Source organism: Bacillus sp. FSL L8-0528, assembly GCF_038593085.1.
Taxonomy (GTDB): domain Bacteria; phylum Bacillota; class Bacilli; order Bacillales; family Bacillaceae; genus Bacillus; species Bacillus paralicheniformis.
This window is the reverse complement of sequence record NZ_CP151961.1, coordinates 303,453-327,545: the sequence shown is the minus strand read 5'-3', so window position 1 is coordinate 327,545 and position 24,093 is coordinate 303,453. Positions and strand designations below refer to the sequence as shown.

Genomic DNA, 24,093 nt, shown 5'->3' with positions numbered 1-24,093 from the left:
AATATGTATGGACAAATTTGTTATGACATGTTAAGTTTCAATTGTGTGAAGCGCTTTCATAAAAAGAGAATTAAGGAGGGGGATTATGGCGCTGAAAGTAGTTGTTATAGGCGGAGGATCCAGCTACACACCGGAAATCATTGAAGGCATCATCAAACGGCAACATCAATTTCCGGTGAATGAGATTGTACTTGTTGATATCGAGGAGGGCAAAGAAAAGCTTCGCATCGTCTCAGAACTCGCGAAGCGAATGATCAGGCATGCGGGGGTTCCCATCGAACTGAGCCATACAATAGATCGGGCAGAAGCGTTGAAAGGTGCCGATTTCGTCACGGTTCAAATCAGAGTCGGCGGACTGAAGGCGAGAGCTTTAGACGAAAAAATTCCGCTCAGCCACGGTCAGATCGGGCAGGAAACAAACGGAGCCGGCGGCATGTTTAAAGCTTTCCGCACAATCCCCGTCATGCTGGATATCGCTCGCGATATCCAAGAGATTTGTCCCGAAGCATGGCTGATCAACTTTACCAATCCGGCCGGCATCGTGACGGAAGCTTTGCTGAAGCACGGACCTCATCAAAAGGTCGTCGGGGTATGCAATATTCCTTACAACATGAAAAATAGCATCGCAGAAATATTCGGCGTGGATGTGAACCGCGTCATGATTGAATTCGCGGGCCTCAACCATTTTGTTTTCGGAAAAAGGGTATGGATCGACGGCATCGACCGGACGGAAGAGACGATTGAGCATCTGTTGAATGATCACTTCAGCTATTCGCCCTCCAATATTGCGGCGCTGCCGTGGAATCGCCAATTTCTGCGGTCTTTACGTATGCTTCCGAGCCCGTACCATCAGTACTATTATCAACATGAAGAGGCGCTCGCAAAAGATATCGAAGCGTACAATAACAACGGAACGCGAGCGGAAACCGTCATGGAAGTGGAACGGCAGCTGTTTGAGAAATACAAAGACGCCGAGATCCATGAGAAGCCTAAAGAACTGGAAGGCCGCGGCGGGGCTTACTATAGTGAATCAGCCTGCTCATTAATGAACTCGCTTTATCATCATTCAATGGATATTCAGACCGTGAACACACTAAATAAAGGAAGTATACCAGACCTTCCCGATGATGCGGTGATCGAAGTCAACAGTGTCATTACAAAAAGCGGACCGATTCCTCTGACCGTCGGAAAACTGCCTGCTGCCATCAGCGGGCCGATCTGCCTGATGAAAAAATTTGAACAATTAGTGATTAAAGCTGCGGTCACCGGCGACTACAATACGGCATATTCAGCCATGATCACCAATCCGTTGGTCTCCTCTGATCACAAAGCTCAAAAGGTACTGGATGAAATGCTCGAGGCGCATAAACGTTATCTCCCGCAATTTTTTGAGGAGGTCCGTGCACATGAAACAAAATAAAATGATGGCATTCATCGAAGCAAACATCATGCCGATCGCCGGAAGGATCGGTTCCCAAAGGCACCTGATTGCAATACGCGACGGATTCATCGCCATTATGCCTCTTATCATCATCGGTTCCCTCGCCATCCTGGTCAATAATTTTCCAATACCGGCGTTTCAAAACTTTATGACCGGTCTTTTCGGCGAGGGATGGACGGCTGTCGGCGGAGCGATATGGAATGGCTCTTTTGCTCTGTTGAGCCTTTTAGCCGTTGCGGCTGTCAGCTTCAAGCTGGCCGAGTCCTATCACACAGATGGTCTGTCTGCCGCATTAATCGGGGTTGGCGCATTCGCCTTGCTTACACCGACCACTGAAGACTTTGGCTTCTCAATGACTTGGCTGGGAGCCCAAGGTCTGTTCGTCGGCTTAATCGTGGCTTTGCTGTCGACAGAAGTCTTCCGGCTGTTTTCCAAAAATGAGAAATTGAAAATCAAAATGCCTGAAGGAGTGCCTGACGGCGTCACAAAATCCTTGAATGCTCTATTGCCGGCTGCCGTCATCTTATCCACTGCCGGGCTATGTAACGCTCTGATCGTTCACTTTTCGGGGCAAAGCATCCATGAGCTTGTTTTCAGCACGATTCAAGAGCCGCTTCAAGGCCTTTCCAACACGGTTGGGTCAGCCTTGATTTTTACTTTCTTGAATCATTTGCTCTGGTTCTTTGGATTGCATGGAACAAACATCCTGGGGCCGATCATGGAATCCGTCTACCTCCCGCTCATTCAGGAAAATCAACACTTATTCTCGCAAGGAATGAGCGCTTTTGAAGTGCCGTATATTGTGACAAAGCCTTTCTTCGATTCTTACGTATTTATGGGGGGATCGGGAACGACATTGGCTCTGCTTGCCAGCATTTTAATTGCCGTGAAATCGAAGCACTACAAAACGATCGGAAAGGTGTCTCTCGCACCCGGCCTTTTTAACATCAATGAGCCCGTTCTGTTCGGCCTTCCTATTGTATTAAACCCGATCATGTTCATTCCGTTTATCTTGATTCCATTGATTTTAACGATTACGTCATATGTCGCTTTGGCTTCCGGTCTCGTCCCGAAAACTGTCGCGATCCTTCCGTGGACGACGCCGCCGATAGTCAGCGGGTATCTCGTCACCGGAGGATCAGTCCGGGGAGTCTTTTTGCAAATCTTCAACCTGGTGCTGGCCACCCTGCTCTACCTCCCGTTTATAAAAGCGGCAGAACGTTCCGCCTTGCACCAGACAGAAAACGAATAAGTAAGGAGTGAATGTTATGGCAGATACACTTCAATTGGAACAGGTCTCATTTGAAATCATCCTTCACGCCGGAAATGCGCGTTCTTCTGCAATGGAAGCATTGCAGCTTGTGAAACAACACGAATGGGAAACCGGATATCAAAAAATACAAGAAGCAGAATCGGAGCTGAGCCAAGCTCATCAGGCGCAAACCCGCCTTCTGCAAAAAGAAGCACAAGGCGAAGGCCTTTCACCCAATCTATTATTAATCCATGCGCAGGACCATTTAATGACAGCCATGACTGTAAAAGATTTGGCAAAAGAATTGATTCATTTATATCAAGAGCTTCGGAAAGGAAGAGAAAAATGAAGATCGCACTTGTATGTTCAGCCGGAATGTCTACGAGTATACTGGTCAAAAAAATGAGGGAAGAAGCGAAAAACCGTTCATTGAAAGCCGAAATTAATGCGTATGCGGAGGCAGATTTGCCAAGCCATCTGGATGAAATTGATGTGATACTGATTGGTCCGCAGGTCCGGTATTTAAAAGGGCAAATGACAGAGCGTGCCGAGCCTTATCATACGCCCGTGGCCGTCATTGATCAAATGGCTTATGGAATGATGGACGGAGCAAAAGTGCTGAATCAGGCAATCAGCCTTGCAACCTGATGCCTCCTGCAAAGAACCGCGTTTTCTTTGAAAACGGGTTCTTTTTTTTGAAGTTTAAAAGAATGATTTTTTGAAAGCGTTTGTTTTTGTATAATAATTGGTAAAGGATGTGATCATACATGATTTCCTCACAAGTGAAATCCCAGTTGATTGAAATTGTCGGCTCTGCCAATTATGACGATTCGAACGCCGGACGGCTCGTCTATTCTTACGATGCGACACCCCAGTTTCAATCGATGCCTGACGCGGTCATAGCCCCGCGCAGCACAGAAGAAGTATCGCAAATCGTGAAAATCTGCAACACGCACCGCATTCCGATTGTGCCGAGAGGTTCGGGTACAAACCTTTGCGCCGGCACATGCCCGACTGAAGGAGGAATTGTCCTCCTGTTTAAGCATATGAATCGAATTTTAGAAATCGATGAAGAAAATTTAACGATAACCGTTCAGCCCGGCGTGATCACGCTTGATTTAATTCACGCCGCTGAAGAAAAGGGATTATTTTATCCGCCCGATCCGAGCTCGATGAAGATCTCGACAATCGGCGGCAACATCAATGAAAACTCGGGCGGCCTCCGCGGACTGAAATACGGAGTGACCCGCGATTATGTCATGGCGCTTGAAATCGTTCTCGCAAACGGGGATATCATCCGCACCGGCGGCAAACTTGCCAAAGACGTTGCCGGCTATGATTTGACGCGTCTTTTCGTCGGTTCTGAAGGAACGCTCGGCATCATTACTGAAGCAACATTAAAACTGATCCCGGCACCCGAAACAAAAAAAACGGTCCTCGCCCTCTATCAAGATATCGACTCTGCAGCCCAAACGGTTTCAAATATCATCGCACACAAAATCATTCCGACGACGCTCGAATTTCTCGATCAGCCCACGATTCAGGTGATCGAAGACTTCGCGAAAATCGGCCTTCCCGTCCATGCCAAAGCGGTTCTCCTGATCGAACAGGACGGCACCGAGGAAGCAGTCCGCCGTGACATTGCCGTAATTGAAGAGATTTGCAAAAAAGGAAATGCTGTGTCCGTTCAAACCGCGCAAACAGAATCTGAAGCGGAAAATCTTCGGGAGGCCCGCCGCACCGCACTTTCCGCTTTAGCCCGTTTAAAGCCGACGACCATTCTAGAGGATGCCACGGTACCGCGCTCTGAAATTGCCGAAATGGTAAAAGCAATTAATACGATCGCCGAAAAGCACAAAATATCAATTTGTACATTCGGGCACGCAGGCGACGGCAACCTTCATCCGACCTGTACGACAGATGTCAGAAACAGCGAGGAAATGAAACGGGTCGAACAGGCTTTTGAAGACATCTTTAAAAAAGCGGTTGAACTGGGAGGAACAATCACCGGAGAACATGGGGTCGGCGAAATGAAAGCCCCCTATTTGGAACTGAAGCTGGGCAAAGCGGGAATCGCCGCCATGAAGGCGGTAAAACAGGCGCTGGATCCTAACAGCATCATGAATCCCGGGAAGATATTTGCGAAAGACTCCCGCAAGCGGGTGGTGGTGACAAAATGACGACAGCTAACGAAAGAAAGGTCATTGAACAGCAGTTTAAACAAAGAATGGACGAGGAGGAGCTGCTGAATTGCATGCGTTGCGGCTTTTGTCTGCCGTCATGCCCCACCTATATCGAATCCGGTTTTCAGGAAAGCCATTCACCGCGCGGACGGATCGCGCTCATGAAAGCGGTCGTCGACGGGACGATCGAGCCTGATGAGGATGTCGAACGGTCACTGGAGCTTTGCCTCGGCTGCCGGGCGTGTGAACCTGTTTGTCCTTCAGGCGTAAACTACGGGCGCTTGCTTGAAGAAGCGAGGGATATTATTCAGCAGAACAAAAAACACACCCTTCCGGTTAAAGTGCTTCGCCGCGCGGTATTCAAAGGGCTTTTCCCCCACCAAAACAGAATCAGGGCGCTGACCGGAATACTCGGCGTGTATCAGCGTTCCGGCATGCAAAACGTGATTCGCAAATCGGGCTTGCTTCGGCTTTTGCCGGACCATCTCGCAAAAATGGAGGCTGTTTTGCCGAAAGTTCCCGATATGAAACAGCTGAAAAAACGGCCGCACCTGCTCCCTGCGATCGGAGAGAGAAAAAAACGGGCTGCCTTTTTCTCGGGCTGCCTCATGGATACGCTGTTTTTAGATACGAATATGGCAACCATCGAGCTGCTGCGGCTGGCCGGCTGCGAGATCATCATTCCCGAACAGCAGACCTGCTGCGGCGCCCTCCACGGACACAGCGGCGAAAAGTCTGAGGCCGCCCTGCTCGCAAAACGAAATATTCAGGCATTCGAGGATTCAAACGCGGACTTTATCGTGACAAATGCAGGGGGATGCGGAGCATTTTTAAAGGAATATGATCATCTCCTGAAAGATGACTCTGAATGGCGGAAACGGGCAGCGGCTTTCACAGGAAAATTGAAAGACTTTTCTTCCGTCCTGTTGGAGCTGAACTTTGATCAGCGATCCCTTGAACTGCCGCAGCAAATCGTCACCTACCAAGATTCATGCCATTTGCGAAATGTCATGAACACCTCCGCCGAGCCGAGACGCCTTATTCGCAGCATCAACGGCATTGAATTCAAGGAAATGAAAAATGCCGAAAGCTGCTGTGGATCAGCCGGTATTTATAACATTGTCGAATCCGAAATGTCGATGAAAATTCTCGATACAAAAATGGAAGCAGCAGCAGCGACCCGGGCCGCTACGGTCGTTACAGCCAATCCCGGATGTCTGCTGCAAATGAAGCTCGGCATTGAACGAGCGGGGCTTACAAACCGAGTGAGAGCCGTTCATCTGGCGGATTTATTGCTGGAAGCCGTCCTGGAGTGACTAGGCGGCTCACACTTGTATATTTCTCGGGAAATAAATCGAAATATGTCTTTTGCTGCTATTTCCGGACAGCAGGAAATTCTCCATTCGGCTGGATGAAGCGCAAACCTGTTACCTGTCCGGAATCACCGGCTTCGAATCGGACGCTGAAACCCGGCAGGTTTTTGATTTGAAATGTCAACTCACGGTAAGGCTCAAGTTCATAATCAGGCTGACCGGGCAATGAGACCCAGAGCGTCCGGTTGTTTCTGAAAGACACAACGACATCTGTTCCGTCTTCCAATGCATATTCCCCCGTTAAAGAAGCAAGAAATTCAGGATCGTACAACTGCTGATCCGGCTTCCTGACAAATTCGATTCCTCCAGCGCCTTCCGCCATTTCAAACGGTACGGAAAGGCGGCTGATATGTCCGCTTATATCAGCGCTGAAAGATGAGAGCATCGCCATCTCCGTGAGCGGCATTTTCATCTCGAATATATTGTAATGATAATGCTTCAAAGGCATCACAAACGAATTGAAGAGCGCCTGTAACATGCCGTCTTTAAGCTCTATTTTGATTTCACCGTAGCCGGGGTGCTCGTATTCACCTGTGTAGTCCTTCAGGGCATGAGAAGGCTTCGTTCCTTCAATTTTGGTAAGATCCGCGGTCCGATCCACCCCTAAAGCCGCTTTCATTATTTTTTCCGCCTCGCCTTTCAGCCGGCCGTTCCAATCGATCTCTTCCAATCCAAGCAAGCGGTCAAAAATATTGTACGCCAGAACATTTGGGAGAAAGCTGCCGTTCATATTTGTCAAAATGGCAATCCCGATTTTTTCATAAGGCATGAAAGCGACAAGCGATGAAAAACCGTCAATATTTCCGCCATGATGAATCATATGACGGCCCCGGTACGGTTCAACAAACCAGCCGAGCCCATAGCTGCAGACAGGGAGTTCCTTCGCTTTAAGAATGGAGTCGCAGGAAATGCAAGGCGTATGCAGTTCATGAAGGCTTCCCTCTGATAGAACACCGCTGAATTTGTCGCTGCCAAGCTGAAGCAGCACCCAATTTGCCATATCCAAAGCATTGGAATTGATCGATCCAGCCGGCCCGATCACATCGATATTGCGAAAAGGAATTTTTTCAACTGTTCCGTTTTTCTCTTGATACGGAAAGGCAAAATCGGAAAGCTTTTGCATATCTTCGACCGAAAAGCTGCTCGATGTCATATGCAAAGGTTTGAAAATCCGCTCATGAACAAAATCCTCCCATGTCGTTCCCGCTATTCTTCCTGCAAGATAACCGGCCGTCATGTACATCAGGTTTTGATACTGCCATTTTGATCGAAAATCCAGATTTGGCTCAAGGTAACGGATCCGTCTGAAAAGCTCTTCCCTTGAAAAGGAGGAATTGTACCACATCATTTCGTGTCTTGGGAGGCCCGAACGATGGCACGCCAGATCACGGGGAGTCATTCGTTCGGTTGCCACCGGATCATACATCTTAAACTCCGGGAGATATTCCCTTACCGGCTTGTCCCATTCCATTTTCCCTTCATCAGCCAAAACCGCCATCGCCGCCGTTGTAAATGCCTTGGAAGCGGAGCCGATCGCAAATACCGTTTCCGGGTTTACTTTTAATTTCTGTTCTTTATCCCTGAATCCAAACCCTTCCGCCATGATGATCTCGTCTTCCTTAATGACTGCAACAGCGGCTCCGGGAACGTTCCACTCATTCATCTTTTCCAGGGCAAATGCCCGAAAGCCTTTTAATTCCTTTATAGGCTGTCTCATTTTACTCTCCTCTCTTGATTTAAGCGTCTTATGCCTGTTCCAGGTGTCCGTATTCCATACGTTTGTTCGCCCGAATGGTTTCATTTAGAAAAAATTTGTATATTTATTCACGAATTCCAAAAGATAGGTATAAGGCTGAAAATGTCTAAAAAACAAGGAGGTATTGTTCAATGTTTGGATTTATTTGGTCATTGATCATCGGCGGAATTTTAGGCTGGCTGGCCGGCCTCATTATCAGACGTGATGTACCAGGAGGAATCATTGGAAATATTATCGCGGGATTTATCGGTTCATGGCTCGGCTCCATGATTTTGGGACGCTGGGGTCCGATGATCGGCGGATTTAATATCATTCCGGCCCTGATCGGTGCGATCATTTTGATTTTCATCGTCAGTCTTGTCATGAGAAGCATGGGCGGACGAAACCGCAATGCTCAATAAGCGGACGATTTACGACGGTTTCATTAGAAACCGTCGTTTTTTATTTCATTCTGCTGCCGTCTTTTATATAATTAATTAGAAACACGAAATATTTTCAAGGGGAGGCTGTACATTGGAAAAAGTGGCAGAAAAAAGACCGAAGCGCTCTGAGGTGCCGCAGGAACTGACTTGGAATCTTACTGATTTATTTTCTTCTTATGAAGATTGGGAAGACGCACTTGTGAGAATCGAGGAAGATCTCGTATCCATCGGCTCATTTAAAGGAAGGCTTCACGAAGGAGCTGACGTGTTGCTCGATTGTTTAATGCTGCAGGAGAAACTGCTAGAGCGCCTAGTCCGGGCCGCCGCCTATACTCACCTCAGAAAATCCGAAGATTTGACAAACCCCGTCAACCAAGCCGACGCTTCAAGGATGGCCGCCCTTCAAGCAAAACTAAACGCCGGGCTTTCATTTATCCAATCGGAAATTCTCGAATTCCCCGAAAATCAAGTGAAGACGTACATAAAAAGTGAGAAAGGACTGGAGCCTTTCAGCAAAATGCTGACCGAGATCATGGAGCGCAAGCCGTATAAGCTTGCTCCGGAAACAGAAGAAGCGTTAGCCGTTTTAGGCGAAGTGCATGATGCACCGTACAAAATTTTCGGGATGGCTAAGCTTGCGGATATGCAATTTTCACCGATTCAGGACCGGAACGGCAATGAGCTGGCCAATTCGTTCGCGTTATATGAAGGAAAATACATGTTCTCTCCTGATACGCATATTCGCAGAACCGCATTTGACTCCTTTACAAATACCCTGCAAACATACAAAAATACCATCGCCGCCGTCTATGAAACAGAAGTCAAAAAACAGGTCGGCATGTCAAGGCTGCGCGGATATCACTCCGCCACCGATATGCTTCTTCAGCCGCAAAGCGTCACGCTCGAAATGTACCACAACCAGCTTGATGTGATTAAAAACGAACTTGCGCCTCATATGCGCAAATATGCCGCCTTGAAAAAACGCATATTAGACCTTGACGAAATGCGCTTCTGCGATTTGCAGGCTCCGCTCGATCACGACTTCAGTCCAAAGACGACTTACGAACAGGCTAGCCGCATGATCTTGGACGCTTTACAAGTGATGGGGCCGGAGTACGCGGAAGTCATGGAAACCGCCTTGACTGAGCGGTGGGTTGATCTCGCTGACAATATCGGCAAATCCACGGGTGCGTTTTGTTCAAGTCCGTACGGAGTGCATCCCTTCATTTTGATGACATGGACGGATACGATGCGGGACGCCTTTACCCTTGCCCATGAACTCGGTCACGCCGGGCATTTCTACTTGGCAAACCGCAAGCAGCGCATCATGAACGTCAGACCGTCTTTATATTTCATTGAAGCGCCTTCTACAATGAACGAAATGCTTCTCGCCCAGCATTTGTTTTCCAAAACAAATGACCCGAAAATGAAGCGCTGGGTCATCAACCAGCTGATGGGCACGTATTACCACAATTTCGTCACCCATCTGCTTGAGGGGGAATATCAGCGAAGAGTCTACGAACTCGCCGAACAGGGATGCGCACTTACCGCCTCCGTACTGTCTGAACAAACCAGTGCTGTGCTGTCCGAATTCTGGGGCAGCGGAGTGAAGCTTGATGAAGGAGCAGGTTTAACATGGATGCGTCAGCCGCACTATTACATGGGGTTATACCCTTATACCTATTCAGCCGGGCTGACAGCATCGACGATCGTCTCGCAGCAGATCAAAGAAGAAGGCCGTCCTGCCGTCGAGAGATGGCTGAACGTTTTAAAAGCAGGCGGTACAATGAAGCCGCTGGACCTGTTGAAACACGCCGGTGTTGACATGTCGACGGATCAACCGATCCGCCAGGCAGTTGTGTATGTCGGAACATTGGTTGACGAGCTTGAAAAATTGTATAATACAAAAGAAGACCGGCCTGATTAACGGCCGGTCTTCTTTTATGCGGTTACAGACTGCCGAACATCGGATTGCCTTTCATTCCGATCCATAAGTCTGATTGCTCTAATAAATGTGCGGTGCGAAGCAGCCAATGTTCCTTTCCTTTCGGAGCCGTCACTTGAACGCCGAGCGGTAAACCTTCATTTGTCAGGTGGACCGGGACGCTCATTGCAGGCTGTCCGGTTAAGTTGGCAAGCTGTGTGAATGGTGTATATGTCAAGCTTTTCAAAAACATTTGATAAATCAGCGACTGCTGCTCGTTTTTTTCCAGCTCACTCACTTTCAGGAGCGCTTCGGCTTCTTTTTCGGTATGCGTAAGCTCGCCGACCTTTGGAGCAGAGTAAGCCGTTGCCGGGGTCACATACAGATCATAGGTCTCATGAAACGCCGCCATTTGTGCGGCTGCTTGATCCCAGGAAGCAAGGCTTGCCGTAAATTCGGCTGCCGACACTTTTTTGCCTGCTTCATTCAGCACCCATGTGACAATTTCCACGTCCTGAACAGTGATCGCTCTTCCAAGCGTTTTTTCCATTCCCAGAATCATCGCGGAAATTTCGCCGCTGTTCATTAAATAATAGTTCTCCATTAACCGGAGTCCATCAACGCCGTTCATCTGCTCTTCAATGTGGTGTCCCTGTGCTTCCAGCCATCGAACGGTGCGGCGGACGGCTTGTTTGGCTTCATCACTGACAGGCGTTCCGACGGGTGATTCTACAGAAAATGCGATTTTCAACGGGCGCTCCAGCCCTTTTTTCATATCCTCTTCATAATGCCCCGGAAATAAAGGCGTTTGAAAAGCGGCTTCAGGCTGAACGGTTTGCAGAATATCAAGGAGCGCAGCGCTGTCCCTGACTGTACGTGACAATACAAAATCGATCGATGCCCCCTGCCATTGCCGCCCGACGCCCGGTCCGACAGGCGTTCTGCCCCGGGTCGGCTTCAGACCGAATAGCCCGGTAAAGGAAGCGGGAATTCTGATGGAGCCTCCCCCGTCGCTAGCCCCTGCAAGGGGAACGATTCCGGCCGCCACCGCAGCAGCAGAACCGCCGCTTGAACCGCCGGGTGAATAATCGGTGTTCCAGGGATTTCGCGACGGCCCGTATAATTCAGGCTCAGAAATATTTTTCAATCCGTATTCGGGCGTATTCGTTTGGCCGAGAAATAAAAAACCGGCGCCGCGCAATTTAGCGACGAAATTCGAATCGCGCTTTGGTTGATAAGATGAAAGCAGCTTGGCACCGGCTGTAAGAGGTTCCCCTTTCAACGCTTGGGAGATGTCCTTTAAAAGGATCGGCACCCCGGCAAACGGCTGCTGTCTGATATCGAGCTGTTTGCATTCATTTTTGACTTGCTCTTTTCTCGTCCGAACGACCGCATTCAGTTCTGGATTGACTTCTTCAAGGCGGGAAAAAGCAGCGTCGATTAATTCGTTCACCGTTACTTCCCCATGTTTGATAAGCTTAGATAAAGCAACTGCGTCATGCTTCATATAGTCAGATATATTCATATCAGTACCTCACTTTACTGTTCGCTTGTGTTTACTATTGTGCATGAGCCTTTTAGGGATTTCAATGTTTTCAGTTTAGATCAAAAAGGAGATGAGTGAAATGAATATTCGGAGGTTGCATCCAGAACATGAGCCGCCGCTTGATTTACTGTTGACGGCAGACCCTTCCGAAAAACTGGTTATCGATTATCTCAAACGGGGACAATGCTATACAGCAGAGATCGACCGCCGGATTGCCGGTGTCTATGTGCTGCTGCCGACGAGACCCGAAACAGCCGAGCTCGTCAATATCGCCGTCAAAGAAGATCTGCAGGGAAAAGGAATCGGCAGACAATTGGTTATGCATGCGATTGAAACGGCAAAATCACAAGGATTTAAGACGATTGAAATCGGAACCGGGAATTCAAGCATCGGCCAGCTGGCGCTCTATCAAAAATGCGGATTTAGAATCACCGGCATCGACCGCGACTTTTTCCTGAGACATTACGAGAAACCGATATACGAAAACGGCATGCGCTGCATCGATATGATCCGTTTAGCGCTCGATCTTTAAAAAAGCCGCCGGTCTCCCCGGCGGCTTCTCGTCAATATTCATCAAAACAGGACTTGATCGTTTTCGGATCATCCGTTTAGGCCAGCGCCTTTAAAAGGTTGAATTCTTCCTTTATTTTTCTCAACAGCTCTTCATTTGTGAGCACATCATAGGCGGTGAATGCCATAGATTTTGCGCCGAGCATTAAGCCTTCGAACCCTTGGCTGCTCATGGCTGCCTCCCGAAACTCGGGTGTGTGGCACGCGTACGGCTCATCGCAAATTTGTACATAAGGATGAATGGAAGGTGCGACCTGGCTGACATTCCCCATATCAACCGAACCTCCTCCATCCGCTTTTTCATGAATCGAATCGGGATCGACGCCCAACTCGATCATGTTTTGTGTAAAAGCGTCTGACAGCGTTTCATTTGTTTTCAAATCATCGTAAGACAGCTCATAAAAAGAGCTCTCAAGCCGCGCTCCAGTCGCAAGTGCGGCTGCTTTTGCACAATTTTTTACTTTATCGAGCAGTTCATTGACATAAGCACGTTCCATTCCTCTGACATAAAACTGGGCAACCGCATAATCCGGCACAACATTTGCCGCTTTCCCTCCCTCCGGAATAATCCCGTGAATCCGGGCATCAGGGAGAATGTGCTGTCTGAGCGCATTAATGCCGTTGAATGTCTGAATGACGGCATCGAGCGCATTGATTCCTTCGTGAGGTGCTCCCGCCGCATGCGAGGCCTTTCCGAAGAATTCGAATTGGATCGCATCCATCGCCAGCGATGTCCCGCTTTTTTCATGCCTGCAATACGGATGAACCATCATAGCGGCGTCCAAGTGATCAAAAACCCCTTGTTCGGCCATGGTTACTTTTCCGCCTTTCGTCTCCTCCGCAGGAGTTCCGTAAACATACACTTTTCCTCCGCACGATGCAATCACTTTGCTGACGCCGATTGCGGCGCCGACCGCCATCGTGCCGATCAAATTGTGCCCGCAGGCATGGCCAAGGTCAGGCAATGCATCATATTCAGCCATAAATCCAATGGAAGGACCGGGACGGCCGCTATCAAACTCGGCCGTAAACGCCGTCGCAAGGCCGCATGTACCTAATTCCACCTGAAAACCGTGTTTTTTCAGCTCCTCGGACAGAATCTTTGAAGCTTTGAATTCTTCGTGCCCCAGTTCAGGATGATTGCCTATATACTGGCTGATATGCAGCAGCTCTTCACGAATATGTTCGATCTCTTTCTCAATTTGTTTTTTCATAACGGTTCTCCCTTCTCGATTACCGAAAGTTTTTTCCAGGGTTGACAAAGTAAAGCTCATATCCTCAAAATGTTTAAATATATAATTATCTGAATATTAATACATTATAAAGGAGACGAACGGAATGAGCAATGGCACCCCACAGAAAACAAAACTGCACTTCCCACATACTTATGCTTTGATTTTTTTCATTATCATTTTAGCTGCACTGGCTTCATACTTCATTCCATCAGGAGAATTTAAGCGGGTTGAAGAAGACGGCCAAACGGTTATCGTACAAGGGAGCTACAAGCAGACTGACGCAGGTCCGGTCGGTTTTTTCGAGATGTTTAAAGCCATACCGGAGGGCATGATTCAATCGGCGGATATTATTTTTTATATCTTTTTAATAGGCGGAGCTTTTGGCATCATCCATCAGACCGGTATGATTCGTGCAGGAGTCCATGTGCTGGTGCAGCGCTTGAAGAAACGCGGCTTCCTCCTGATTCCCGTCACCATGTTCGTCTTTTCCATCGGAGGCGCAACGATCGGTTTGTCTGAAGAGACGATTATTTTTATTCCGATCGGCATCGCTGTTGCAAGAGCGCTTGGCTATGATTCAATGACCGGGCTGGCGATGATTTCCCTAGGCGCGGCTGCAGGATTCACCGGCGGCATGCTGAACCCGTTCACAGTCGGAATCGCACAGACAATTGCGGAAGTCCCTGTGTTTAGCGCCCTCGGTTATAGATTGGCCGTTTATGCCGCCATGCTCGGTTTCTCCATTTTTTATGTCATGCGGTACGCCGAAAAAGTCAAAGCGCACCCAAATACCGGTTTGATGTATGGAAGCGAAACAGAGATGAATGAAGAGACTGCCGCAGGACACGCTGACCTTTCTTTCACCGGAAGACACGGCCTCGTCCTGCTGATTACAGCATTGGGCTTCGCCATCAATATGTTCGGTGTATTTCAATGGGGGTGGTTTCTAAGCGAGCTGTCGGCCGGGTTTCTCATCATCGGCTTTGCCGCCGGCCTTGCGGGAGGACTCGGCATCAACAACACCTTCCATTCATTTGTCGACGGCATGAAACAGGTTGTATACGGAGCTTTGATCGTCGGCTTCCCCCGTGCCATCGTCATCGTATTGGAAAACGGACATATTATCGATACGATCATCAACAGCCTTGCTTCAGCCATCAGCTCACTTCCTAACGAAATCAGCGCCATCGGCATGTTCGCCGTGCAAATCGTGATTAACACATTTATTCCATCCGGAAGCGGACAGGCAGCCACAACGATGCCGCTTATGGCGCCGCTGGCCGATTTATTGGGATTCGAACGCCAGATTGCCGTATTCGCGTATCAATACGGAGACGGAATCACCAACTCAATCATCCCGACCTCCGGTGTATTGATGGCTTCGCTGTCAATCGCAGGCGTCCCTTATGAACGCTGGGTCAAGTTTGTCTGGAAGCTGATCGCAGGCTGGATCATCATCGGCGCTGCCGCGATTGTTATCGCCATGATAATCGGAATTAAGTAAAAATCCGGGTCTTCAATATGCAGCCGGAGCTCCCGGCTGTATTCCCCATATATGCCTCCATCTCCCTGACCATAGAGAAGCCTTAAACCATCAAAACCGGCGTCCCTGCGACGATTGATCTACTAAATTTTAAGCTCAGGTTAAGGAAACCCGAAAACGGGACTTTTTATCCACCGTAGTCCAATTTCAAGATTCATCAACAAAATGGCGGATTCCAAACAAAGCACTTATCTTTTTCACCTGCTCTGCCTTGTCTTGGCCAAGGTGAAAAATGGGTAAACCTCAATTAAATGCACCGTTTTGTAAGTCATTAGTTTTAGTCTATTCATACTACCCAAAGTTTGAAAACATGCCTAATCTTGCAAAACATTGACCAAATTAGTATTTAACACCTATTTATTATTGATTCTTCAAACCTTAAAATGAGTGATGTTGTTTCTGTTTTTTTAAAGAAACTAAGGAAAAAGGAAGAATTATAATCAAATTTTCACTGTTAGATAAATGAAATGACCGGGACTTGAGTAAGATTCGTCCCGATGAAGGGCCTTTTTACCCTAACCACCCCATTCTTTTCATTTACATAACATTGAAAAAATAATAATAAAAAAGGAGACAGACCATGCGAAGTAAAAAGTTTTTTCTAATGATGCTTTTGATGATTGTAGCAGTCGTGTCAACAGCCTGCGGAGGCAGCAAAAGTGCGAGCGGAGAGAAAGAAGATACGAAAAAAGCAGATAATGCAGAAGTTAAAATACTAAGCTCCGAATATACGCTTCCGGATGATTCATCAACAAACCTGCACGAAAATGAACTTATACTAAAGATCAATGTTTCCGTTAAAAATACAGGAAAAGAACCATTGATGGTTGATAAAAGCCAATTCAGCCTTTACGAAGGCGACTCAAAAATGTCGGACGTCAGCGTATATGATGAAAGAAACAAAAGGCTTCGCTCTTCCACGCTGAATTCCGACAAGGAAGTCGACGGAAATATCTATTACATCGTTGAAAAGGGCAAAAAGTTTCAGCTTGAATACACACCTGACATGTACGGTGAAAACAAAGCCGATCCTGTCAAATTCGAGATCGACGGCGGCAGCGACGATTTGCTGAAAACGGCCAAAAAACTTGAAGATCCGGCTAAAGCATTGCTAGCTTACACAGACGTAACGATTTTCGGCAAAGACAATGATAACTTTGATAAACTAATCGACGAAAATAAACGTGAAGTCGTTACCGATTACCTTGAAGGCGCTCAAAAATCAATCGTTCGCTCTTTAGGATATTATGATGAAGAAGATGTCGATAAAAAGAAATTGAATAAACTGATCAGCGCCATCCAAAACGCTTATCAAGAAAAATCTCAAGTCAAAGCAGTTACAAAATCAATCTCAGGCGATGAAGCAACTGTTGAGGCAACCGTTACACCAATCGATAATACAGATGTCCAAAAGAAAGTGAAGAAAAGACTGGAAGACTATGTGAAAGACAGCGGCAAAAACTTCATGTCCAGAGATGAATTAATCAATCCTGCGATTGACATCATGAGTGAAGAAATCAAAAAAGCAGAGTCGACTTCAAGTGAGAAAACCGTTGAAGTTAAGCTTGAAAAATCAAAAAACGACAAATGGAAAATTGATGCTGAAGATTACAAGACCGAACAATATTTCTCAAGCTTCCTTAAAAGCAACAACTAAAAAAAGCACCCTAGTGGTGCTTTTTTTCAATTACGATAAAACAAGTGCTGTCCGGCAGCGGCACGCGCTGGCCGAGCCGGTCTGTCAGCTCGATTTTAGGGTTAAGGTGTTCTTCATACCCTTCCTGTACATAGTGTTCGAACACAAGAATGTTCGCACGTTCCCCCAACTCTTTCTCAATACAGCGCCGGAATTCAGACGGCGTAAAATAGCCGAATTGCTACTGCACTTCGTGCGGATAGGCTTCTTCTCCCCAAGTATATGTATAGAGGAATTCCATCGCGTCATTCACAAACAGTACGGCCGCATCCTTCTCAGCCTCAAGAATTTGCACCTTTCTCCCTTTAAAATCATGGACATACCGTTTCAAGAAATCCATTCCATCCGGGTCTTTAAAACGAATCCGCCGCGTTTCCTCTTTGTTTTCGGTCATGATTCCGTCCCTGATGATGATTCTGCCTCCCCGCTTCAGAATATCAAAGGAGCTTTTTAACGCTTGTGCAATGACGAGATGATTAAATTGTTTTCCTTCATACGGAATGTATGAAAACAATTCGTGCAATATCGATGAAAATACAATCGTGTCGACGCTTTCCTGTTCGAAGTACTCAGGAAGATCCAACGCATCAGCCTGTTTCACATGCCACGGCTTATGTTCGCGCACTTTTCTTTTTTGGAGCTCCTCAATGACATTAACGGAAAGGTCGATGCCGATCACCTCTGCTTCAGGATGCTGGTCCGTCAGCAAATCAAGCATCACGCCGCCTCCGGCTCCGATGTCGAGCATTCTTTCTCCAACAGCATAATCGGCAATCTTCTTTTTATAATCTTCGGCACCGTTCATATCAGACAGATAAGCCGCTTCATTTTGCAGCCGGTCAAACGAATCCTTGCGAAACTCAAAAAAATCATAAAGCAGCACGATCGCCCGTTCATATAAAGGCGATTTCTCCGCTTCCTGGCAAAATTCAATCAGCTTCAGTCCGGCCTGCGAAAACGAAAACGTGACGCCCACAATCTCGGAAGCCTGATCAAACGGCTGAACAGCAAGCGAAACGTGTTCATTTACAGGCACCCCGCCGTAAAGCAAATCGCTGATCGACATCTCTTTTAAGCACGCTTCGATAATCCGTTTTTTATAAACATTCGTATGCCGCACACCCTGGTAATCGCGGTACATGTCCTTCATCAGCGGCTCAAAGCTGATGTGCTTGACTGATAAAGGATTGACAGAACGAAGCACGAGCAGAAAGATTTTGACAAACTCTTCAAAACTGAACGATGACAAGGCGGATTCCACATACCATAAATCGACCCGCTGAAAGAAGCGTCTCAGCGCATCTTCCGCCGCATGTTCCCTCAAAAACCGCTCGTACCGGCTGCTGTCTTCGCCGGAATCGAGCGCCTGTCCCCGCAGTTTTCTGATCCTTTCCGCAAACGGCCAGTCTTTGTTTCTTTCTCCTGTGCAGATTTGGCCGATTATCCGGTTCACTTCTTGTTCAATCGATTCCCAAAGCGACGGCGAAACTCCTTCAATGATACATTTGTTCAAAAAGTACAGAACCCGCCTGATATCGATGTGCTGAAGTTCGGATGCTTCAATCCAATCGATAAGAGGAGTGAATTGGCGATACCTTGATTCCCCGCGGATATACTGCCCGACGAGTCCATGCGTCAAAATCAAAATATAGATGAGTTCCTCAATATCCTGCCGCTCCGGCATATACGCCTTTCTTCGATCAGCATAAATCTGCGCCGACCCGATATTATGGATCGCAAGCTGAAACCTTTCTCACGCCATTCCTTTCTTTTATGAGGCTGGCCGCACTTAGCCGTTTCACTCCATATGAGAACCTCTTCAATGATTTCTTTTTCCCGCTCTGGAATGTCCGCTTTCTCCAAGATGGAGAGCGTCTGTTCCACATAAAGAAACACGGGATTCTGAGGCATTTGCTCCAGCGAAGATATCCGCTCCAGATTGACATTTTGTTCTTCAGTTAAAACAAGATACTTGAGCCATTCGGCATCACGCAAAACATGATAATCCCCGCTTTTCACTTTTTCAATGGCTTCTAACGATTGTAAACGCCTCATACGTTCTTCCCTCTTTTTTCTATTTCGATATGGCTAATCATAAGGTAAATGGTTTCATATAGAAATAGGATAATAGGCTTATAATCGCTATAATGTTTGGCCGCAGTCCGCCGTTAAGATTTGACCTGTAACCGTTTCTTGTTCGAGCAGCGCGCAAATGAGCAAGGCGATATCTTCCGGCTCTGCGATCCGTTCAAGCGGGAGCTTTTGGCTGAGCCGCTTCATTTTCTCTTCGTTCCCCTCCCACCATCTCGTCGATACAGCGCCAGGTGCCACACAGCTGACCCTGATATCCGGAGCGAGCGCATGCGCCAATGATTTCGTCAGACCGTGGACCGCCGCTTTTGATACGGCATAGGGGAGCGAAGAACCTGAGCCCGTCAGTCCGGCGATGCTGCCGACATTTACGATGGCGCCTTGTTTATTTTGCTTCGCCGCTCTCGCACAATAAAACATCCCTTTGACATTTACCGCATACAGTTCATCCCAGACTTCTTCAGAAGCCCCATCCAAGTCATCAAGCTCGATATGCCTGGTGATGCTTGCATTGTTGACGAGCATATCGACGGTGCCGAACTCACGGACCGCCCGATCAAACATGCCTTGAACTTCATTGGCCTTAGAAACATCGGCTTTAATCGCGAGCGCGCGGCCGCCTTGATTTTCAATCATCCCAACCGTCTCTTCAGCCTCCGCTTCGGAACGCGAATAGTTGACAATAACCGCTGCGCCGCGGTTTGCCAAAGCGAGCGATACCGCTCTGCCGATCCCAGTGCCGCCTCCTGTGACAAGGGCTGTTTTATTTTTCATTTCCATTTTTTATCACTCCCTTTTCAACTGATGCAAGCTGTGCTGTTCCATTCCCAAACGACCAGTTCTCTTTCACGTTTTCAGCCGCAATGATCATGACGTCCTCTTGGCGGATGCCGGCGTTTTTTTGTAAACATTCTGCAATGCGTTGATACAGAGCCAGCTTTTTTTCGACCGGTCTCTCTTTCATTGTGATGTGAATATAGATCAAGTCTTTCGTCCGTTTGATATTCATATAGCCGGGATCGAAAAAGAACTCTTCCTCATCGTGCTGGGTGATAACCTGAAAATAATCGTCTTCCGGAACATCGATCGTCTCCGTCATCGCCTGGTGAACCGATCTGCTGATCCGGCGAAGCTCTTCTTTTGATCTTCCTTTTAAAAGATCCATCCTGACAAATGGCATATATTTATTCCTCCTTTGTATTGTTTAATAGTGTATAACGGTTATATCATTTTGTATAATTGAATCATTTGAAGGATTCATTCAATTTTATTGAACTCGAGGTGACGGGATGGATTTTAAAACATTAAAAACGTTTCATAAAATCGTGGCTTGCGGAAGCTTTAACCGCGCGGCTGAAGAACTGAATTATGCGCAGTCCACAGTCACAATGCAAATCAAAAAGCTCGAAGAAGACCTCGGCATCCGATTGCTCGAACGGGGAAAAACATTCCGACTGACTGAAGCCGGCAGGCTTTTTTTTGAAGAAAGCAGCCATATTGTCAAGAATATGGATCACCTTCAACATCATATGGCCGACTTATTGCTTGGCGAAGCGGGAAATATTCGCCTGGGAGCGGTCGAACCGATCGCGAGCGGTGAATTGCCGCGGATTTTGGGGAGATTTTTAGCGGATTATCCGAAGATCCGGGTTTCCGTAGATATCGCCAACTCGTCGGCATTGGGGGAACGGCTGGTTCAAGGCAGCCTGGATCTTGCCGTCTGTTCGACTCCGGCAATGGGAACTGATCTTTATTTTGAACCGCTATATGCTGAAGAGCTCGTAGTGCTGCTCCCTGAAGGACACCCCGCCGGAAACAATGAACGCATCCATCTGAAGGATCTCAGGGAGCACCGTCTGCTGATCACGGCCAACAATTGCACCTACCGGAAGAAAGTCGAAATCGCGTTTCAGGAGCTGCCGGGGAGCCAAATGAACACGATGGAAATCGGAAGCATGACCGCTTTGAAAAACTATGTTGCCGCTGGACTCGGCGTTGCCCTGATTCCGAAAAGTATCGTCTCCCCTCCTCCTCCCGGAACGATTGTCCGGTTCATCGGCGATGACCCGATCAGCGTAACCTTCGGCATCCTTTGCAAAACCGCGTCTTTCCCGCTGAAACAAGCGGATGCAAAGCTGTACCAATATTTGAAACAGGAACTGGGAGAACCGAAAAAACCTTCCGGCTAAAGTCGGAAGGTTTGGGATGATGACATGATGGGACATTGAAAGATGATGATCTGGTCTCAGAGGGGGATGGTTACTTGCACCTGTCCGCCCCCCGCTTCACCGTTTTGAATCGATAAATCGCCTTGATGAAGCTTGACAACACGAAGCGCAAAGGTAAGTCCCATTCCGTAATGACCATTCGATGTCCGGGCTTTATCTTCCATATAGAAAAGCTCGGCAGCTTTCTGCAGGCCGTCTTGAGAAAACCCTTTTCCGCTGTCAGTGATTGTGAAAATCAATTGATCAGCCGTACACACAGCTTCAAAATCGATTCTCCCGCCTTCTGGTGTGTGATCTGCGGCGTTCGTCATGATGTTCATCAACGCTCGGTGAAGCAGCTGTTTGTCAAACACTGCTTTTTTTCCTTCAAGGTTCTGCTCCTTCAACACAATGTCAATCGATTTGTTCCCTATATATGCTTCAGTCTCATGGAGAACACTTTCGACTAGCGTTTTCACAGCGCCTTCTCTGTACTCGGTATGTAATGCTTCCTCAGTTTTTGAGAGATGGATTAATTGGTCAATGTACTGATCGATTTTTTGCCCCGCGTCAAGGATGTATCTGATATATTCCGACTGCTCTTGATTTTGCGGAGATAAGCTCAGCAACTCCGCATTTCCTTTGATGATGGTCATTGGAATTTTAATATCATGAGCCAATGCGCCGATCTGTTCTTTTTTCGTTTTCTCTAAATGCCACTGCGCCCGTAGGGAGGCTTGGAGGGCATTCCTCATGTCCATCAGGGAACTGATTACATGATCAAATTCCTTAATATTCGAGAACTCCGGAGTGAAATTTAAATTCTGTTTTTTAATTTGCTCAGCGATGGTGTTCAATGTTTGAAAATGACCTTTTAACCTGTTTGCAAATCGGGTTGTCACCGCAAAAACGACCGTAATTAGAAGCAGAATGATGATGCATAAGCTTGTCAGCTCATAGTTCGGGAGAAGCCGTCTCAGCAAGGGAGACCTAAACTCAGCGCGCAAAGGATACTCCAACACACAATACTCGCCTTTGCGCTCGATGATCATATAGCCTTTTTGACTTAAGGTGACATACGGCCTGCTCTCTATTTTTTTCCGTACAATTGAAAGATTCGTTTCTTTCATGTTTCCCGCTGTCTTTTGTTTCGACTTTTTATCCAGTATGGCGTACAGCATCGTATCAGGTATCATGTCTTCCGTTATCCGTTCAGCCGATTGAAGCCTGGGCTTAAGCTTTTCAGCTTCGATTTCATTGTAGTTGGCAGGATAAAACAGCCCTGCATTCATTCCGATCATATTGATCAAAACATATACAGCCGTGATCGCGATCAGGCTGAAACTCAAAGTGAGCATATATTTGATCAGTTCTCTGCGCAGCGTCTTTTTTTTACGGATTATTCCCATCTGTACCCTACGCCCCAAACCGTTTTGATCGGATCTCTATCGTGTTCTTTGCATTTTTTCCGAATCGTGCGGATAAATTCGGTTATCGTGGAGTATAAAGCATTGCCTTCCAGCCCGTATACATGATCATAAATTTCTTCTCGTGTAAAAGTTCGTCCTTTATGCTGAGCCAACAGCTCACATATTTTAAATTCATTTTTTGTTAAATTCAGGTTTTGATCATGAATAAATACTTCTTTGCTGTCAAAGTGAAATAAAAAACCGGAAATCACACGTTTAGTTTCGTGTTTCTCTCTCTTTTCCCTTCTCAAGTGTGCATTTACTCTCGCACTGAGCTCAAGAACGCCGAAGGGTTTTGAAATATAGTCGTCTCCTCCAGTCAGGAGGCCCTTAACGATGGCCTCTTCCTCCGTCTTAGCGGTGAGAAACAGAATCGGACAATCTACCAGCGGCCGGATTTTCTCGCACAATTCAAATCCGTCCATCCCCGGCATCATCACATCAAGCAAAATTAAATCATACCCTGAAAACACGTCGAGAGATTCGGCGTTAACTTGACTCAATGTATGAACTTGATGCTGATCGCGGCGCAAAATATTTTGTATGAGTACAAGAATATCTTTCTCATCATCTACTGCCAAAATGTTCGCCACTTGCTGACCACCCTTTTTCATTATTCATAAGCTTTTCTTCCTTCCCAGCGGATAAACCAAACGATGCTTAGAGCGAATACAGCTATTATAGCAAACACCATGATGAAAGCCCCCTGCTTGATTTCCCCGTCTAGAACAGAACGCAGAGACGGATCAATTTGGACAAATCGGTCAATCCCCTTATACCCTGTCAGCCTGATTCCCCATGCCCAGGGATTATATTTCCAAATGACATCGCCCAATCCCGTATTCATCAGTGCTGTCATCAAAAGACCGGCCCCGCCTATTAAAATCGAAGCCCCCATTCCAAATATGCAGCTGATCAAAAAATAAATGAAATAAAGTGTGATACTTCCGGCTGCCAGCCATGCCCCAGCCTCTAAAAAAAGGGCGATTGTCAGGTTCGGCACATGAAATAGAACTTTGAGCCCCAATACATAGAGTCCAATAGCCAAGAATACCGCACACAAGTTCATGAACAGAAGCAGTGTGACTTTGCTTAAATAAGCCGTTAATTTGGGCGCCGTGCCGCCCAACAGCACTTGAAAGCGGCCTGCCTGCTCCTCTAATGAAGCAGTCATTCCGGACACCATTCCAATCAGAAGCGGCAGGGCAATCGCAATTGCCTCACAATACGTGCGGTATAATTGATATGGATCATGTTCTCTGTTATAGAAATAAAGCAGAAAAACACCCGCACAGATAACCGGAACGGTCAAGTGAAGCCAAATAAAAGATGTGCGCTTTGTTTTTTGAAAATCAGCCGCCAGGCATCTGAAAAATAGCAACAAA

The 24,093-nt window shown here is 47.1% G+C and carries 23 protein-coding genes; 12 read left to right on the top strand and 11 right to left on the bottom strand.

Annotation, left to right across the window (positions count from 1 at the left end):
• Positions 1 to 85 precede the first annotated feature (85 nt).
• The 6 genes from MHI30_RS01765 (at position 86) to MHI30_RS01740 (ending at position 6,192) form a co-directional block, all read left to right on the top strand.
• On the top strand, positions 86 to 1,420 hold the full coding sequence (locus tag MHI30_RS01765; protein ID WP_075753743.1) for a 6-phospho-beta-glucosidase: 1,335 nt from the start codon (positions 86 to 88) through the stop codon (positions 1,418 to 1,420).
• Entirely contained in the window at positions 1,407 to 2,693 is a 1,287-nt protein-coding gene (gene celB, locus MHI30_RS01760; protein ID WP_075753741.1) for a PTS cellobiose transporter subunit IIC, read from the top strand. Before MHI30_RS01765 ends, celB begins: the two co-directional genes overlap by 14 nt.
• 16 nt (positions 2,694 to 2,709) lie before the next feature.
• Entirely contained in the window at positions 2,710 to 3,042 is a 333-nt protein-coding gene (locus MHI30_RS01755) for a PTS lactose/cellobiose transporter subunit IIA (protein ID WP_075753739.1), read from the top strand.
• Complete coding sequence (locus tag MHI30_RS01750) at positions 3,039 to 3,341, top strand: PTS sugar transporter subunit IIB (protein WP_023857786.1); 303 nt, start codon at positions 3,039 to 3,041, stop codon at positions 3,339 to 3,341. Before MHI30_RS01755 ends, MHI30_RS01750 begins: the two co-directional genes overlap by 4 nt.
• 119 nt (positions 3,342 to 3,460) lie before the next feature.
• Entirely contained in the window at positions 3,461 to 4,873 is a 1,413-nt protein-coding gene (gene glcD, locus MHI30_RS01745; RefSeq protein ID WP_075753737.1) for a glycolate oxidase subunit GlcD, read from the top strand.
• Entirely contained in the window at positions 4,870 to 6,192 is a 1,323-nt protein-coding gene (locus MHI30_RS01740; RefSeq protein ID WP_075753735.1) for a (Fe-S)-binding protein, read from the top strand. The genes glcD and MHI30_RS01740 overlap by 4 nt, the downstream gene beginning before the upstream one ends.
• 58 nt (positions 6,193 to 6,250) lie before the next feature.
• Here the strand turns inward: MHI30_RS01740 and MHI30_RS01735 are convergent, their stop codons facing one another.
• Positions 6,251 to 7,966, bottom strand: a complete 1,716-nt coding sequence (locus MHI30_RS01735) for a serine hydrolase (RefSeq protein ID WP_075753733.1) — start codon at positions 7,964 to 7,966, stop codon at positions 6,251 to 6,253.
• Positions 7,967 to 8,136: 170 nt separating this feature from the next.
• Here MHI30_RS01735 and MHI30_RS01730 point away from each other — a divergent pair, with 170 nt between their 5' ends.
• Positions 8,137 to 8,406, top strand: a complete 270-nt coding sequence (locus MHI30_RS01730) for a GlsB/YeaQ/YmgE family stress response membrane protein (RefSeq protein ID WP_017474015.1) — start codon at positions 8,137 to 8,139, stop codon at positions 8,404 to 8,406.
• Positions 8,407 to 8,518: 112 nt separating this feature from the next.
• Complete coding sequence (gene pepF / locus MHI30_RS01725) at positions 8,519 to 10,354, top strand: oligoendopeptidase F (protein WP_075753731.1); 1,836 nt, start codon at positions 8,519 to 8,521, stop codon at positions 10,352 to 10,354.
• 22 nt (positions 10,355 to 10,376) lie between these two features.
• On the opposite strand, the gene MHI30_RS01720 is transcribed toward pepF, so the two are convergent.
• Positions 10,377 to 11,876: an amidase gene (locus MHI30_RS01720; RefSeq protein WP_075753729.1), complete on the bottom strand. Its 1,500-nt coding sequence runs from the start codon at positions 11,874 to 11,876 to the stop codon at positions 10,377 to 10,379.
• A 100-nt stretch (positions 11,877 to 11,976) separates the two neighbouring features.
• On the opposite strand from MHI30_RS01720, the gene MHI30_RS01715 reads away from it, so the two are divergent.
• Complete coding sequence (locus MHI30_RS01715) at positions 11,977 to 12,429, top strand: GNAT family N-acetyltransferase (RefSeq protein WP_075753727.1); 453 nt, start codon at positions 11,977 to 11,979, stop codon at positions 12,427 to 12,429.
• A 76-nt stretch (positions 12,430 to 12,505) separates the two neighbouring features.
• Here the strand turns inward: MHI30_RS01715 and MHI30_RS01710 are convergent, their stop codons facing one another.
• Positions 12,506 to 13,681, bottom strand: coding sequence for a M20 family metallopeptidase (locus MHI30_RS01710; protein ID WP_075753725.1), 1,176 nt, complete (start codon positions 13,679 to 13,681; stop codon positions 12,506 to 12,508).
• A gap of 124 nt (positions 13,682 to 13,805) precedes the next feature.
• On the opposite strand from MHI30_RS01710, the gene MHI30_RS01705 reads away from it, so the two are divergent.
• Both MHI30_RS01705 and MHI30_RS01700 read left to right on the top strand, forming a co-directional pair.
• The gene (locus tag MHI30_RS01705) at positions 13,806 to 15,206 is read left to right on the top strand and encodes an AbgT family transporter (protein ID WP_075753723.1); all 1,401 of its coding nucleotides are present in this window, start codon (positions 13,806 to 13,808) and stop codon (positions 15,204 to 15,206) included.
• 619 nt (positions 15,207 to 15,825) lie between these two features.
• Positions 15,826 to 16,902 carry a DUF4352 domain-containing protein gene (locus MHI30_RS01700; RefSeq protein ID WP_075753721.1) on the top strand — a complete coding sequence of 359 codons (1,077 nt, stop codon included), beginning with the start codon at positions 15,826 to 15,828 and terminating at the stop codon, positions 16,900 to 16,902.
• A gap of 10 nt (positions 16,903 to 16,912) precedes the next feature.
• Here MHI30_RS01700 and MHI30_RS01695 read toward each other — a convergent pair whose 3' ends face one another.
• From MHI30_RS01695 to MHI30_RS01675, 5 genes are all read right to left on the bottom strand, one after another.
• A complete protein-coding gene (locus tag MHI30_RS01695; protein WP_237562695.1) occupies positions 16,913 to 17,071 on the bottom strand; it encodes a hypothetical protein in 159 nt (52 codons plus the stop codon).
• Positions 17,072 to 17,122: 51 nt separating this feature from the next.
• On the bottom strand, positions 17,123 to 18,652 hold the full coding sequence (locus MHI30_RS01690; RefSeq protein ID WP_256700723.1) for a class I SAM-dependent methyltransferase: 1,530 nt from the start codon (positions 18,650 to 18,652) through the stop codon (positions 17,123 to 17,125).
• Positions 18,583 to 18,996 carry a hypothetical protein gene (locus tag MHI30_RS01685; protein WP_237562694.1) on the bottom strand — a complete coding sequence of 138 codons (414 nt, stop codon included), beginning with the start codon at positions 18,994 to 18,996 and terminating at the stop codon, positions 18,583 to 18,585. The genes MHI30_RS01690 and MHI30_RS01685 overlap by 70 nt, the downstream gene beginning before the upstream one ends.
• Before the next feature lie 87 nt (positions 18,997 to 19,083).
• Entirely contained in the window at positions 19,084 to 19,812 is a 729-nt protein-coding gene (locus MHI30_RS01680; RefSeq protein ID WP_075753719.1) for an SDR family NAD(P)-dependent oxidoreductase, read from the bottom strand.
• The gene (locus MHI30_RS01675; RefSeq protein WP_075753717.1) at positions 19,796 to 20,212 is read right to left on the bottom strand and encodes a tautomerase family protein; all 417 of its coding nucleotides are present in this window, start codon (positions 20,210 to 20,212) and stop codon (positions 19,796 to 19,798) included. Before MHI30_RS01675 ends, MHI30_RS01680 begins: the two co-directional genes overlap by 17 nt.
• Positions 20,213 to 20,321: 109 nt before the next feature.
• Between MHI30_RS01675 and MHI30_RS01670 the strand changes: the two genes are divergently transcribed.
• Complete coding sequence (locus MHI30_RS01670) at positions 20,322 to 21,221, top strand: LysR family transcriptional regulator (protein ID WP_075753715.1); 900 nt, start codon at positions 20,322 to 20,324, stop codon at positions 21,219 to 21,221.
• Positions 21,222 to 21,277: 56 nt separating this feature from the next.
• Here MHI30_RS01670 and MHI30_RS01665 read toward each other — a convergent pair whose 3' ends face one another.
• Genes MHI30_RS01665 through MHI30_RS01655 form a run of 3 tightly spaced genes read right to left on the bottom strand, consistent with a single transcriptional unit; the run spans position 21,278 to position 24,092 of the window.
• Positions 21,278 to 22,648 (bottom strand): sensor histidine kinase, encoded by a 1,371-nt coding sequence (locus MHI30_RS01665; protein WP_075753713.1) that lies wholly within the window; start codon positions 22,646 to 22,648, stop codon positions 21,278 to 21,280.
• Positions 22,639 to 23,301, bottom strand: a complete 663-nt coding sequence (locus tag MHI30_RS01660; RefSeq protein WP_075754037.1) for a response regulator transcription factor — start codon at positions 23,299 to 23,301, stop codon at positions 22,639 to 22,641. The genes MHI30_RS01665 and MHI30_RS01660 overlap by 10 nt, the downstream gene beginning before the upstream one ends.
• A gap of 20 nt (positions 23,302 to 23,321) precedes the next feature.
• A complete protein-coding gene (locus MHI30_RS01655) occupies positions 23,322 to 24,092 on the bottom strand; it encodes a lantibiotic immunity ABC transporter MutG family permease subunit (RefSeq protein WP_075753711.1) in 771 nt (256 codons plus the stop codon).
• Position 24,093: the final 1 nt, after the last annotated feature.